Here is a 14,285-nt window from a genome sequence, read left to right as displayed (position 1 = left end):
TTGAGGGGGATAGCTAAAAGGATTAAGAAATGACTTAAAGGGCAGCGCTAATGGGTTTCAGAAATGACTGACAGGAAACTATTTGATTCTCGGTTAGTTATGAACAACACTGCCAGAAACAACACCATAAAGCAGGATTAAGCATGCCTTCCACCCGACCACGCCAGCAGCGCGGCGCGTTTCCGCCTGGAACTCAACACTATGGCCGTTCATTGCTGGGCGCACCGCTGATCTGGTTCCCCGCCCCGCTCGCCGATCACAACAGCGGGCTGATTATTGCGGGCACGCATGGCGATGAAAACTCATCCATCGTCACCCTTTCCTGCGCACTGCGCACGCTGGCCCCTGACCTGCGACGCCATCACGTGGTGTTGACCGTCAACCCGGACGGCTGCCAACTGGGGTTACGCGCCAACGCTAACGGGGTCGACCTCAACCGTAACTTTCCGGCTGCAAACTGGAAAGCCGGTGAAACGGTTTATCGCTGGAACAGCTCCGCAGAGAGCCGTGACGTGGTGCTGTTGACGGGGGATAACCCCGGCTCCGAGCCGGAAACCGAAGCTCTGTGTCAACTGATCCACAAAATTCACCCGGCATGGGTGGTATCGTTCCACGATCCGCTGGCCTGTATTGAAGATCCGCAGCAAACGGTACTGGGTCAATGGCTGGCAGACAGCTTTGAACTGCCGCTGGTGACAAGCGTTGGCTACGCGACGCCAGGCTCGTTCGGCAGCTGGTGTGCCGATCTCAGCCTGCACTGCATCACTGCGGAATTCCCGCCGATTTCATCCGATGAAGCGAGCGAAAAATATCTGGCGGCGATGACCAGCCTGCTGCACTGGCATCCGGAATTATCATCAACGCGTTGAAATTATTTTACGGTGACAATTCAGCCAATAAAAAACCCGCATGGCCGGAGCGATGCGGGTTCTTTTACAAATCATCTGGTACGTCAGGCAAAATACAACCCAGCTACCACGATGACGACAAGCACGACGGCAGCCACGGTATCAATCATCCGTTTCATCAGCTCGTCCTGCGTTGCGACGCTTTCGTCTTCCCACTCAATCATCTCAGCACCCTCAAATTTGTGACGGGCGTATCCTAAACGCGCTAGCGTATGCAGGATGATCGTTTTGTGCCGGATCCGGTTTATAAATAAATTAACGATTTCATAGGTAAAGCGTGCCGGTGCCAAAACGCAGCGCGGGTTCGGCATCGATTGCCAACCACGTCGGGCCATCGAGATCGGCAAAGCGCACCTTCGGCGTCAAAGGCAGTGCGGCGCTGATGGCGCGAGAGGTGCACAACATACAGCCTAGCATCAGGTCAAAACCTTGCGCTTTGGCTTCCGTCGCCAGGGCCAGCGCTTCGGTTAATCCACCGGTTTTATCAAGTTTAATATTGACCATTTCGTAGCGTCCGGCGAGTTTCGCCAGGCTTTCACGCGTGTGACAGCTTTCATCAGCGCAAACAGGCAGCGGATGAATAAAGTTCGCCAGCGCACCATCTTCCCCTGCGGGTAACGGCTGTTCCAGCATCGCGACGTTCAAATCTGCCAGCAACTGACAGCGTGAAGCCAGCCCATCGCTATGCCAGGATTCGTTGGCATCGACAATCAGCGTGGCCTCCGGGACGGCTGCACGAATGGCGAACATTCTTTCGCTGATCAGATGATCATCGAGCTTAACCTTTAACAGCCGCGCCCCCTTATCCCACAGCGCCTTAGCACTATTTGCCATCTGATCCGGCGTGCCAATCACCACGGTTTGCGCCGTTGTCACGTTGGAGGCTAATTCGCTGCCCACCAAATTCGACAGAGAGCGGTCCGCTTTACGCACGTCAATATCCCACAACGCACAATCCACGGCGTTTCGCGCCGCGCCCGCGGGCAGAAGCTGCTGCAACGCCTCGCGCGTCAGGCCGGATTCAAGCTGTTCGCCAATGCTGGCAATCTGCGCCATCACCGAGGCAATACTCTCGCCATAGCGCGGATATGGGGTACATTCTCCAGTCCCTGTCACACCGTCTTCCTGGATTTCCACCACGACCACTTTCGCTTCGCTGCGCGCGCCGCGGGCGATGACGAATGGCGTATGCAGTGGCCAGGCTTCCTCGTACACTCTCAAACTTCTCATTCCCTGCCCCTCGATTTACCAGCACTAAAAGGATTTGCCGTGTTAACTGTTGATGTCATACACTAGCCGCGACGTTAACTATATGTAAACAGGAAGATAATCATGTCACAAACTGTGCATTTCCAGGGCAACCCCGTTTCCGTTCAGGGCTCCATTCCGCAGGCGGGCGCCAAAGCACCAGCATTCACACTGGTTGCTAAGGATCTCTCCGACGTCGCACTGAGCCAGTTCGCTGGTAAACGTAAAGTGCTGAACATTTTCCCGAGCATTGATACCGGCGTATGCGCTGCATCCGTGCGTAAATTCAACCAGCTGGCAACCGAACTGAACAACACTGTCGTGCTGTGCATTTCAGCTGACCTGCCGTTCGCCCAGTCCCGCTTCTGCGGTGCAGAAGGCCTGAGCAACGTTGTTACTCTGTCTACCCTGCGTGCGCCAGAGTTCCTTCAGCAGTACGGCGTTGGCATCGCAGACGGCGCGTTGAAAGGCCTGTCCGCTCGCGCGGTCATCGTGCTTGATGAAAACGACAACGTGGTTCTGAGCGAGCTGGTGAACGAAATCACCAACGAGCCGGACTATGAGTCTGCGTTGGAAGCACTGAAAGCCTGATAAAAAATGCCGCCTTCATCACTGAAGGCGGCATCGTGTTTACTCTTCGTTTTTCTTCTGGCTTAAGCCGTATTCCCGCAACTTATTTGCAATCGCTGTATGCGAAACGCCCAGGCGTTTGGCCAGCTTACGCGTGCTCGGATAGCTACGATAAAGCTGGGTCAGCACCGAACGCTCAAAGCGGCTGGTGATATCATCCAACGAACCTTCCATTGCATCTTCCCCGACCGCCACCGTGGTGGTGTCGTAATCCGGCAGTAAGATGTCCTGCGGGCGCAGCTCGTAACCGTCCAGCTGTGTCAGCGCACGGTATACGGCGTTTTTCAGCTGACGCACGTTACCCGGCCAGCCGTAGCGGGTCAGCACCGTGTTTAAATCGGCGGCCAGCTTCGGACGCGCAATTCCCTGCTCATCGGCAAAACGGGCCACAAACAACTCCGTCAGCGGCATGATGTCCTGCGCGCGATCGCGCAGCGGCGGCAGATTCAGGGTCAGCACGTTCAGACGATAATAGAGATCTTCGCGGAACAACCCTTTTTGCACCAGTTCGACGAGGTTCTTCTGGGTGGCGCAAATCACCCGCACATCGACGTGAATTTCGTGGTCTTCTCCGACGCGACGGAAGGTACCGTCGTTCAGGAAACGCAGCAGTTTGACCTGCATCCCCGGCGACATTTCACCGATTTCATCCAGCAGCACCGAGCCGCCGTTGGCCTGCTCAAAGAAGCCTTTTTTGCCTTCCGGTGCATGGCCGAAAAGTTCGCTTTCGACCGCATCTTCCGGAATCGATGCGCAGTTCAGGGCCAGGTACGGCTTCTGCGCTCGCGGGCTTGCCAGATGACAGGCGTTCGCCAGCAAATCTTTACCGGTGCCGGTATCACCAACAATCAACAGCGGTGCGCTCAGCATCGCCAGCTTACGGGCCTGCTCAAGCACATGACGCATTTTTGGGCTGACGGCGATTATCTGACTGAAGGCACTGACGTCCTGGCTGGTCATGGTTTGCAGCTGACGCCCCATGCGCAATGTAGAACGCAGCATCACGACAGCGCCCATTAATACGCGCGTGGCATTTTCGCCTTCCAGCGTGACCGGGGTAATTTCCAGCAGGAAGTTTTGCCCGTTGATAACCACATGTTCGGCATGCGATTCCACCGGAGAACCCTCCAGCCAGCGCTGGAAGTTGAAGCCGTTGATCAGCTGCGCGGCGTTGTGGCTGCGCAGTTTATCCTGCGACTGACCGAACAGCTGGCAGCTCGCCGGGTTCGCCAGTTCGACTTTGCTCTTAGTATCCAGCGACAGCACCGGTTCCGGCATCGCTTCCAGTAACGCGCTCAGCGCCAGGTGTTCACGTTCCGACGGCATCCACGGCACGGTGCGCACATCAGTGACTCCAGCAATACGACGGATTTCCGCCATCAGAGTACGAAAGCTGTCAAATTCCAGCTCCGCAAAATTAAGGTAAATTCGGCCAATGGGGTCAATGTCGATCCCGCGCAGGTCAATCCCACGCAGCACCAACAGATCGAGTAATTCACGGGTCAGACCAAGACGGTCCTCACAAAAGACTTCAAGACGCATGGGAGTATCACCCTCATAGCCAATAACGCATGGATGATAAGACAGTTCTCCGCCTGCGGGAAGATGGCTGTCAACAATTATTGACAGTATGGCGGAAAATCAGGCACTTTGCCGTAAACCCGGCGGGTAACGCACAAAGAGACAAGGCCAGAAGTGATTTTTGGGAAGGCGGCAACGTGACATTTTCCCTCTCGCTGAAGAGAGGGAGTCATGGCAAACGAAAAGTTAGGTCGGTTTCTTATTGATGGTTTCTTTCAACTGCCCGATAAGCTCGCGGCGGAAATCGCCAAGCTTCGGTTTGTCGTTATCGATCCACGGTAACGGACGGCACACTTCCATCGCTTTGATGCCCAGACGTGCGGTCAGCAGGCCAGCGCCGATCCCCTGCGCCGCACGAGCGGAAAGTCGCGCCGCCAAATCCTGCGACATCCAGTCCATGCCGACTTCGCGCACCAGTTCGCTGGCTCCGGCAAAGGCAATATTCAGCAGCACCAGGCGGAACAGTCGCAAGCGGCTGTAATAACCCAGCTCAATGCCGTACAGCATGGCGATGCGGTTGATAAGGCGCAGATTGCGCCAGGCGATAAACGCCATATCCACCAGCGCCAGCGGGCTGACGGCAATCATCAGCGTTGATTCTGCCGCCGAGCGGCTGATTTCGCGCCGCGCCTGAGCGTCCAGTACCGGCTGCACGATATGGGAATACAACGTGACCACTTCCCGATCGTTCTGTGTTTCGTGAATGGCAGCATACCAACGCTGGAGTGCCGGGTGCGATTTGTCGATTCCGGCCTGCGCTGCAAGCTGTTCGCAGAACGCCCGCCCTTTGCCGGTACCGTGACTGTGCAGCAGGTCACGCGCTTCATCACGCTCTTCCGCCCGTTGTCGCAAGCGCCATAAGCGCCGCCATTCGGTGGCCACTGACCCCACGCCAGCGCCGATAATCAGCGCTCCGGCCGCATATCCGCCGAGCGCCACCCAGTCCTGCATTTGCCAGGCGTGCATCGTCGACTGCACACCCTGCGCCACCACGCTAATGCCGAAAATACCCAGCCCCGCAGTAACCATCCGCCGCCACAGGCTGCGTTTTGGGCGCAGCGCCGCTTCGACCACGGCCTCGGCCTGCCCTTCGTCTTCCAACGGATCGTCAATCACCGTTGGCGCAAAGTTTTCGGCCTGGCTCTGTTCAAATGTTTGAGCCCCACGCAGGTGCTCTGCTTTGTCCTTTTCCAGTGGCCCGGCGAAATCGATACGCGGTTTTAACGGTTCGCTCATCGCAATTTATCTCCAATTAAAAACTCCAGTGCCGCATCAAGGCGTATGTGCGGCAGCGGTTTGTCGACATCCATTGTTTGCGGGCGAAAGGCTTCGAACTGAAAACCCTGCTGTTCCCAGAATGTCTGCCCTGGCAAACGCGCAGGCACTTCGCCAGGATACACCGTCAACGGTTCCCCATCGCTCAGACGGTTTCCTCGCAGCGCGGGGATTTTCTCGCCATTGACGTCAATCAGCCCGCTTTGTGTGGCCTGCACTGACGCGAGCCCCAGACAATCCATGCTGATGCCTTCAAAGGCCGCGTTCTGCCACGCATCCTGGATCAGCTGTTGCAACAGGGAAACCATGTTCGCATGCTGATCGACGGTGACGTGATCGGCTTTGGTCGCGGCAAACAGCAGTTTGTCGATAACCGGGGAAAACAGGCGGCGGAACAGTGTGCGCTGCCCGTAATGGAAACTTTGCATCAACTGCGTGAGTGCCAGGCGCATGTCGTTAAATGCCTGCGGCCCGCTGTTCAGGGGTTGCAGACAATCGACCAACACAATCTGGCGATCAAAACGCAGGAAGTGATTTTTATAGAAGTCTTTAACGATATGTTCGCAATAGTAGTCAAAACGCGCCCGCAGCATCCCGGCGTTGGTGTGTTTGTCCGCCTGCGCCAGCCTGGCCTCGCCTGTGGTATCCACATCCGGCCATGGGAAGAACTGTAAGGCTGGTGCGCCTGCCATTTCGCCCGGCAGCACAAAACGGCCTGGCTGAATGAAGTGCAAACCTTCCTGTTTGCAGGCGTGCAGATAATCGGTCCACGCCTGGCTGATTTCCGCCAGACGGTTTTCGTCCGCCGTTGCCAGCGGGTCAAGCCCTTCACACAGCTGTCGCCAGCGAGCAGACCACTCGGCACGCTGCCCGGTCAACAACCCCGTCATCTGCCGCGACCAACTCAGGTAGTCCTGCGCCAACATCGGCAAATCCAGCAGCCATTCGCCCGGGTAATCGACGATTTCCAGGTACAGGGTGGAGGTGTCTTTGAAGTGGCGCAGTAAGGAATCGTTAGAACGAAAACGCAGCGCCAGACGAATCTCGCTCACACCACGCGTCGGCGTCGGCCACGTCGGCGGCGTGCCGTACAGCTGCGCCAGGCCTTCGTCGTAGGTAAAACGGGGAATACCGTAGTCGCGCTGCGGCACGCGTTTCACGCCAAGCAAACGCTCTTCGCGCACCGCGCTGAGCAACGGTAAACGCGCGCCTGCGTGAAGATTCAGCAACTGATTCACCATCGCGGTGATAAACGCGGTTTTGCCGCTACGGCTAAGCCCGGTCACCGCCAGGCGCAGATGTCGGTCCACGCCGCGATTGAGCAGTGCATTAAATTCAGTTTTGAGTCGCTTCATCGCCATCCCGTTTTGTCCTGGTCTCGCCTGTCCTTTAGGATACATGACATAAGGTTCCTGAAGATAATTATCAACCGCACTTCGCTGTATTTCAGGCTTTTTCTCCAGTAAGATGCATCTGATTGACTCTACGATGGAGCTCGACTGGTGTATGTCACCGACCATATATGATATTGCCAGGGTTGCTGGCGTTTCAAAATCTACCGTATCGCGAGTACTGAATAATCAAACCAATATTTCGCCAGAGGCGCTGGAAAAAGTGCAGAAAGCGATTAAGGATCTTAATTATCAACCGAATAAGCTTGCCCGGGCGCTAACGTCTTCTGGGTTTGACGCTATTATGGTCATTTCTACTCGCTCAACGAAAACCACGGCAGGCAATCCTTTCTTTGCTGAAGTGCTTCACGCCATTACTTCCCGGGCAGAGGAAGAAGGCTTTGATGTGATATTACAAACATCGCACAGCACCGAAGATGACCTGCTTAAATGCGAAAGCAAAATTCGGCAAAAGATGATCAAAGGGATCATTATGCTGAGTTCCCCGGCCGATGAATCCTTTTTCTCGCGCGTCGATGAGTATCAAGTTCCTGTGGTAGTCATTGGCAAAGTTGAAGGCGATTATCAGCACGTTTATTCTGTCGACACTGATAATTATCAAGACAGCATTGAACTGACCAAAGCACTCATTTCTCGTGGGCATAATAATATCGCCTGCCTGCACGCCCCATTGGATTATCACGTTTCCGTTGATCGCCTCGCAGGATATAAAGAGTGTCTCAGTCAGCATCATATTCCGCTGCGCGAGGAATGGGTCATTGATAGCGGTTATACCCATGAAACCGCCCTGGTCGCGGCAAAGACGTTGCTCGCCATGGAACCGCGTCCGGGTGCGGTTTTCGCCACCGACAGCATGAAGCTGTTAAGCCTGTACCGTGCAGCATTTGAGGCTGGTATTCAAATACCGCAACAGCTTGCCGTCGTTGGCTACAGTAATGAAACGCTGTCGTTCATTTTGTCTCCCGCTCCGGGAGGTATTGATGTACCGACTTACGAGCTGGGGCTCAAGAGTTGCGATCGGTTGTTCCAGTGCATCGCCGGTAAGCCAGGGCCACGCCGGGTTATTGTTTCTACCCACGTGTCGCTGACCGATTCACTGGCATAACGCCGGAGGTGTGCCCTCCGGCCACATAGCATTAAAACGCGTAGTTGATGCCCACACCCGCGTAGTGGAAGCGATCGTCGTCGCCTTCATCGTGATGTTCCCACTCATAGGCATATTCAAGTGAAACAGAAACACCGTTATCAAAGTCGTGGGCGAACTGTAATCCCAACCGGTTGAAGTCATGCCCTTCGCGTGTCGGATCGTCCTGCCAGTCCCAGTTTGTCCAGCGATCCAGACCGAGACGTGTATACGGCGTCAGCGTGCTCGAACCGAAAGAGACAGGCAGATAGAGGCGTATTTCTTGGGTAGAAAACTCGCCATTATTCCGGCTCTTATTAAGATTAAACCCACGTTCCAGGTAATAATTCGTGAGCAATGAGACTGTCTCTGTCAGCTTCCACGTCAACCCGGTTTCGGTTTCAACCCGGCTGTCGGAATAACCGGTTTGCTCCAGGTCATTAACGAACTGATAGGCCGCCAGCCAACCGTTGAAATGTACATCATCCGTCAATCGCAAATTCCAGTCTGGCTGAAATTTATAACGCTGCATATTAGCGGTTCCCGCCTCTTTATTATGTTCATCCTTAAAGTGATAGCCATAATTACGAATGCCACCGGTCAGGCCGAGGGTAAAGTCATCGCTATCCAGAACCTGATAACGAATTTCCATTTCAGGGCGATTGAAATAGGTCCCTCGAGTTCCACTGCTGTAATTTACCGGTCCTTCCTGATACATCGCCAGTGATATTTTCCATGGTCCCGTCGAGGCATTAAACCACACCGACGGCTCGTATAATCCGTCCATATCATCGGCTTGCCCTTCAATATTTTCGCTCTCATACATCGCGCCAATATTAAATTTCCAGCCATCGTCATTTTGTGCATAAGCTGTGAGAGTACAAGCACCCAATAGCAGTGCTGCACACCGAGGTAGTGTGTTCATATTATTCATCCTGAAAAATTAACTGCATGGTTAACATGGGAGAAATTAAACCCTCCCATATTTTTATTTTCTTTTATTCGCGGATGGCTCGTTCACTTTCAATATCAAAGAAATGACTTTTCGCCATATCGAATGACAGCGCGATATTATCCCCGGCGAAATAATCACTGGTGGATGGCGCACGAACCACCAGTTCATGACCACCAATAGTGATATACAGCATAAACTCCGCGCCGGTTAATTCTGCCACGCTAATCCGCGCCGCTATCGGTATATTCGACTCCGCGCCGGTTAAGATATCTTCCGGACGAATGCCCAACACAACCGCTTTGCGCTGATAGCCCGCCGCGTTGAGTACCGCCATCTTGTCCGGCGGTATCGGCAACCGCAGGGTTTCGGTGACAAAGTCGTTACCGTCGATAGCGCCACGGATAAAATTCATCGCCGGTGAGCCAATAAACCCGGCGACAAACATATTTGCGGGCTGGTTGTAGACCTGCTTCGGTGCCCCCACCTGCTGCACAATACCGTCTTTCATAATCACTATCCGTGTCGCCATGGTCATGGCTTCTGTCTGATCGTGCGTGACGTAAATCATGGTTGTATTGAGTTTTTGGTGCAGCTTGCAGATTTCAGCCCGCATCTGCACTCGCAGCTTGGCGTCGAGGTTCGACAGCGGTTCATCCATCAAAAAAACGCCTGCTTCACGCACAATTGCCCGCCCGAGGGCCACACGTTGGCGCTGGCCACCAGACAACGCGCCAGGTTTGCGCTTTAGATACTCCCGCAAACCCAAAATCTGTGCGGCCCAACTGACACGTTCTTCAATGACTTCCGGCGCAATTTTTTGCATCTTGAGACCAAAGGCCATGTTGTCGTACACCGTCATATGCGGATAGAGCGCGTAGTTCTGGAAAACCATCGCGATATTACGCGATTTCGCCGGAACGTCGTTCATCCGGACACCGTCAATCATTAACTCGCCGTGACTGATCGCCTCCAGCCCAGCAATCATCCTCAGGGTGGTGGATTTACCGCAGCCGGACGGCCCGACCAGCACGATAAATTCTTTGTCTTCAATTTCTAGATTGAAATCCTTCACCACGTGCACATGGTTGTCATAAATTTTCTGTATATGTTGCAGTGATAATTGAGCCATGGGTTTATTCCTTTACAGTTGCAGAGGTCGGATGAAGGCGTCGCCAGTACGCATCCAACCGATGCCAGTTCAGTTCCCGCGTAGACGGCAATAACAGTCTTGCCCCCATCAAATCTTTGCCAATCCCGACTGACGCCATGCCGCTGGCGTTAATCGCCTGAATCCCGGCCAGGGAATCTTCAATCCCGATAGCATGCCGCGGTACTACGCCTAAGCCTTGGCAGGCCAGCAAGAAAATCTCCGGGTCGGGCTTGGAATGCACAATACGCGATGCATCTGCGCAATAGTCAAAGAGGTGCGAAATTCCCAGTGCATTCAGAATAACCGGAGCATTGAGTGATACCGATGCCAGTCCGATGCATATTCCCCGGCCCCGAAGGTCCTGCAAAAGTTCAGTGATTCCCGGCAAAATCGACTCAGGGGTGAGCGATGCCAGCGTGGCGACGTAACGACTATTTTTACGCGCGCACAGCGCCTCACACTGAGCGGTGGAAAAATGTACCGCTTTACCGCCGTGTTGCAAAATACGCTGCAACGACGCCATTCGGCTGATGCCCTTCAGTTGCTCGTTGAATGTTTCGTCAATGGTGATCCCGATTTCCTGCGCCACATCGCGCCAGGCGACATAATGAAGATGCGCCGTGTCGGTCACTACCCCATCGAGATCGAATATTACGGCGTCCAGTTTCATTTGGCCCTCTCCATGGTAGCGGTCCCAATTCGGGTGCTAAAAAAATCAGACTGCTGATAGCGCTGTTGGCCATTCAGGAAAATTTCACGGCCCCACAGCCACAAATGGACTTCTGCGGTGGTGTTCAGAGTGACCGCATCCGGGGTGATATCCAGGGTCAGTCTCGCGCTCTGCCAGCAAACCGGCACGCACAGCCGCTGCCATTGCGCCGGTAATGTTGGAGCCAAATGCAGTTCGCCATTGCAAATCCTCAGCCCGGCAAAACCTTGTACAGCCCCCAGCCAGATAGCCCCCGTAGCGGCGGCATGAATACCGTCGTCACTGCTATGCGGCTCATCGCCCAAATCAATGATCGTCCCGTCTCGCCACAGTCGGTACCCTTCCTCTACACGGTCACAGCGTGCGCTGACGATGCCGTGAATGGCTTTACTGAGCGATGAGTCGTGGATTGTTCGCGGCTCGTAGTACGCCAGATTCGCCAGGCATTCAGCATCAGAAAAACGATCCGGCAACATATAATTCAGCATCACCACATCAGCCTGTTTAAGGATCTGCATCTCATTGACTTCCGCCCGTGAGTAGTCGAGCAAAATGGTCTGCTTCCCGGCGTGTGCTTTATATTTTTCGAGATCAATGGTTGGCTTTTGCATGAACGTATCGTCCTGCGCCAGCACGCCCTGCGCATCCGATTCAGGCAGCCACAGACGTTGCAAAAAATCGGCACCCTTGACGGCTAATCCAGGGTGAAGCTCGCCAAACTTCGGCACAAAATGCAGCGCCTGCGCCACGTTGTGCCACGCCATGTAGTTAGTGAAGGCATTATTATTAACGTGCTCGGTGTATTCATCCGGGCCGATGACGTCGTGCAACTCCAGCCGCCCGTTGGCCTCCACCGCCCGGCTAATCCAGAACATTGCGGTTTCGGTTAATAAGCAGACCCCTTCGGTACGCATGAACGCCTCATCATGGGTAGCGTGCCAGTAGTTCACCACCGCCCAGGCAATATCTGCGACCAGATGATGTTCCGCCTGTGCGGACGCGACTTTCTGCCGCAGGCCAGTGCGGATATTGATGGCGGCAAATTCTGGCGTTTCTTCCTCGCCGCTGCACGCGCTCTCCCACGGGAACAATGCCCCATGCCAGCCATTGCGCCGTGCTTTTTCACGGGCGCCTGGCAGATTCAGATAGCGATAGCGCAATAACGAGCGTGCTGTGGATGGCGCGGTAAACAGATGATAAGGGAGTAAAAAGACTTCGGTATCCCAAAACACATGACCTTTATAGCCTTCACCCGTCAACCCTTTGGCCCCAATACTGCTGCGCTCGTCATGCAGTGGCGTCATGGCAGCCAGATGATAATGGGCAAAATCGAGTGCGACCTGATCGGCTGCGATGGCGGAATCCACAACGACCCGTCGAGCCTGCCAACCTTTCAGCCACTCAGCACGCGAAGCGGCCAGCAGCGCTTCGTAGCCCTGAGCGGCACACGTCTGCAAATCATTCAGGCAGCGTCGGCTGAAACTTTCCAAAGATAAGGTTTCACGCCCACGCTGCACTATCCAGTTGATTTTCTCGATCGTGACACTGCGACCTGCTTCGAGGCACAGCGTATTGTTTTGCATCAAGCGGCGATTCTTCGCCGCAAAGCAGCTTTCCACATTCTTACTCAACTGAATGCTGCTGGTGATCACTACTTCAGCATCCGCCGACTGTGTCGCCCACGCGCCCTGCAACACCTGCTGGTCAAAGACCCGCAGCGAAAGCTCATCCAGATGCTGGCGACCACTATTGGTTTGGGTCCCATCAATGCCGGTGGAAAATGCGAGGCTGACATCTTCGTCCAGCGCGGTGATGGTGAATTGCATCGCCAATAGCGGCATCTGCGCCATTGACGTAAAACGGCGGCTGGCAATGCGCACACGAGCGCCCGATGGCGAGCGCCAGATTAAATCCCGCCGTAGTTCGCCGTCGCTAAAATCCAGCTCACGTTGCCAATGCTCAGTCTCGCCGCTCAGTAGCGTAAAGGGCGCACCGTTCACCTCAAGCTGAATACCCACAACGTCTGGCAGATTAATCAGTTCATTCGTTTCACCACGTCCGGCACAGTGATACAGTCCGGCAAGATACAGGCCGCGCACCTGCTGGGTATAGTCCTCTTCATGGCTTGCGCGCACGCCCATATAACCGTTAGCGCTGGTCATCAGCGACCCATATTTATTCAGGCTGTGCGGGCTGAAAATGGGATCTTTCAACGTGGAAATGTTCAGCATATCGTTACCCATTCGCCTTTTTCCGCAGACTCATACAACGCCGCAACCAGTTGCTGAATAATGAAGCCTTGTTCACCGTCGGCAATCGTGACCGGCTCGCCCTGTATGTGGCGTACGAAGGCGTCCATACTGCGAAAATGGCGGTTATCGTCGGCCTGATCGCGTTGAAAAAGCGAGTTGAGCTCGCCATTTACATCGTTATAAACATGCGCCGGGAACAGCGTGGCCCCGGCTTTATCCCCGCAAAAGGTGACGTTCATCCGCGACTGTTCAGTGATGTTCAACACAAAGGACGTCTCAATCCGCAGCAGACCTCCATTTTCAAACTCAATGGTGCCAAAAAGAGCATCTTCAACGGTGTATTGCGTCGGGTCCCATTCGCCAAACTGACCGCTGCTTTTCACGGTACCGAGCTTCTCGAAACTGTGGGCCATTACGCGCCGCACCGCGGGAAAGCCCAGTACATACATCGCAGTATCCAGCATATGAATACCGATATCGATCAGCGGACCACCGCCCTGCATCGCTTTATTGGTAAACACACCCCAGCCTGGAACACCGCTACGTCGCAGTGCAGTTGCGGTAGTGAAATACACTTCACCCAATACGCCACTCTGTACTTGCTCACGCAAAAGCTGGGCGTCGAGCGAGAAGCGATGATGGAAATCATACGCCAGCACTTTGCCCTGTTGACGCGCCATAGCACGCATTTGGTTGGCCTGCTGTGGTGTCATCGCCGGAGGCTTCTCACACATCACGTGACAGCCAGCTTCCAGAGCGGCTAAAACGTGCTCAAAATGAAAACGGTTCGGCGAGCAGACGCTGACAACATCAGGCTGCACTTCCTGCAACATCAAGCGCACATCATCATAGGAGTCTGCAATCTCGAATTTTGCCGCAAACGCCTGCGCCTGCTCCAGGCGGCTGTCACAGACAGCCACTATCTGGAGGTCACACCTCGTGGCATAGTATGTAGCATGGACTTTGTCCGCCACCTGCCCCGCGCCGATGATGGCGACTCGCAACGGGGCGACAGCTGTAGCATTGTTCACTCGATTTCCTC

General features: G+C 54.6%; 12 protein-coding genes. 3 read left to right on the top strand and 9 right to left on the bottom strand.

Annotated features, from left to right (window positions below):
* Positions 1 to 143 precede the first annotated feature (143 nt).
* The gene (mpaA, locus tag MUU46_RS20860; RefSeq protein WP_159758916.1) at positions 144 to 869 is read left to right on the top strand and encodes a murein tripeptide amidase MpaA; all 726 of its coding nucleotides are present in this window, start codon (positions 144 to 146) and stop codon (positions 867 to 869) included.
* A 303-nt stretch (positions 870 to 1,172) separates the two neighbouring features.
* Here mpaA and ycjG read toward each other — a convergent pair whose 3' ends face one another.
* Positions 1,173 to 2,138: an L-Ala-D/L-Glu epimerase gene (ycjG, locus tag MUU46_RS20855; RefSeq protein ID WP_258966548.1), complete on the bottom strand. Its 966-nt coding sequence runs from the start codon at positions 2,136 to 2,138 to the stop codon at positions 1,173 to 1,175.
* Positions 2,139 to 2,240: 102 nt separating this feature from the next.
* Here ycjG and tpx point away from each other — a divergent pair, with 102 nt between their 5' ends.
* Positions 2,241 to 2,747 (top strand): thiol peroxidase, encoded by a 507-nt coding sequence (gene tpx / locus MUU46_RS20850; protein WP_258966547.1) that lies wholly within the window; start codon positions 2,241 to 2,243, stop codon positions 2,745 to 2,747.
* Between the two features lie 39 nt (positions 2,748 to 2,786).
* Here tpx and tyrR read toward each other — a convergent pair whose 3' ends face one another.
* From tyrR to MUU46_RS20835, 3 genes are all read right to left on the bottom strand, one after another.
* Positions 2,787 to 4,328 carry a transcriptional regulator TyrR gene (tyrR, locus tag MUU46_RS20845; RefSeq protein ID WP_159758910.1) on the bottom strand — a complete coding sequence of 514 codons (1,542 nt, stop codon included), beginning with the start codon at positions 4,326 to 4,328 and terminating at the stop codon, positions 2,787 to 2,789.
* A 225-nt stretch (positions 4,329 to 4,553) separates the two neighbouring features.
* A complete protein-coding gene (locus MUU46_RS20840) occupies positions 4,554 to 5,603 on the bottom strand; it encodes a YcjF family protein (RefSeq protein WP_258966546.1) in 1,050 nt (349 codons plus the stop codon).
* The gene (locus tag MUU46_RS20835; protein ID WP_258966829.1) at positions 5,600 to 6,997 is read right to left on the bottom strand and encodes a YcjX family GTP-binding protein; all 1,398 of its coding nucleotides are present in this window, start codon (positions 6,995 to 6,997) and stop codon (positions 5,600 to 5,602) included. The genes MUU46_RS20840 and MUU46_RS20835 overlap by 4 nt, the downstream gene beginning before the upstream one ends.
* 151 nt (positions 6,998 to 7,148) lie before the next feature.
* On the opposite strand from MUU46_RS20835, the gene MUU46_RS20830 reads away from it, so the two are divergent.
* Positions 7,149 to 8,159 (top strand): LacI family DNA-binding transcriptional regulator, encoded by a 1,011-nt coding sequence (locus MUU46_RS20830; RefSeq protein ID WP_258966545.1) that lies wholly within the window; start codon positions 7,149 to 7,151, stop codon positions 8,157 to 8,159.
* Positions 8,160 to 8,190: 31 nt separating this feature from the next.
* On the opposite strand, the gene MUU46_RS20825 is transcribed toward MUU46_RS20830, so the two are convergent.
* From MUU46_RS20825 to ycjS, 5 genes are all read right to left on the bottom strand, one after another.
* Positions 8,191 to 9,102 carry an OmpG family monomeric porin gene (locus MUU46_RS20825; protein ID WP_258966544.1) on the bottom strand — a complete coding sequence of 304 codons (912 nt, stop codon included), beginning with the start codon at positions 9,100 to 9,102 and terminating at the stop codon, positions 8,191 to 8,193.
* 73 nt (positions 9,103 to 9,175) lie between these two features.
* Positions 9,176 to 10,261 (bottom strand): ABC transporter ATP-binding protein, encoded by a 1,086-nt coding sequence (locus MUU46_RS20820; RefSeq protein ID WP_258966543.1) that lies wholly within the window; start codon positions 10,259 to 10,261, stop codon positions 9,176 to 9,178.
* A gap of 4 nt (positions 10,262 to 10,265) precedes the next feature.
* Positions 10,266 to 10,952 (bottom strand): beta-phosphoglucomutase, encoded by a 687-nt coding sequence (pgmB, locus tag MUU46_RS20815; protein ID WP_258966542.1) that lies wholly within the window; start codon positions 10,950 to 10,952, stop codon positions 10,266 to 10,268.
* Positions 10,949 to 13,222: a glycoside hydrolase family 65 protein gene (locus MUU46_RS20810; protein ID WP_258966828.1), complete on the bottom strand. Its 2,274-nt coding sequence runs from the start codon at positions 13,220 to 13,222 to the stop codon at positions 10,949 to 10,951. Before MUU46_RS20810 ends, pgmB begins: the two co-directional genes overlap by 4 nt.
* On the bottom strand, positions 13,216 to 14,274 hold the full coding sequence (gene ycjS, locus MUU46_RS20805) for a D-glucoside 3-dehydrogenase (protein WP_258966541.1): 1,059 nt from the start codon (positions 14,272 to 14,274) through the stop codon (positions 13,216 to 13,218). The genes MUU46_RS20810 and ycjS overlap by 7 nt, the downstream gene beginning before the upstream one ends.
* Positions 14,275 to 14,285: the final 11 nt, after the last annotated feature.

The sequence above is a fragment of the Scandinavium tedordense genome, from assembly GCF_024764965.1.
GTDB lineage: Bacteria > Pseudomonadota > Gammaproteobacteria > Enterobacterales > Enterobacteriaceae > Scandinavium > Scandinavium tedordense.
This window is presented reverse-complemented; position numbering and strand designations above follow the sequence as displayed.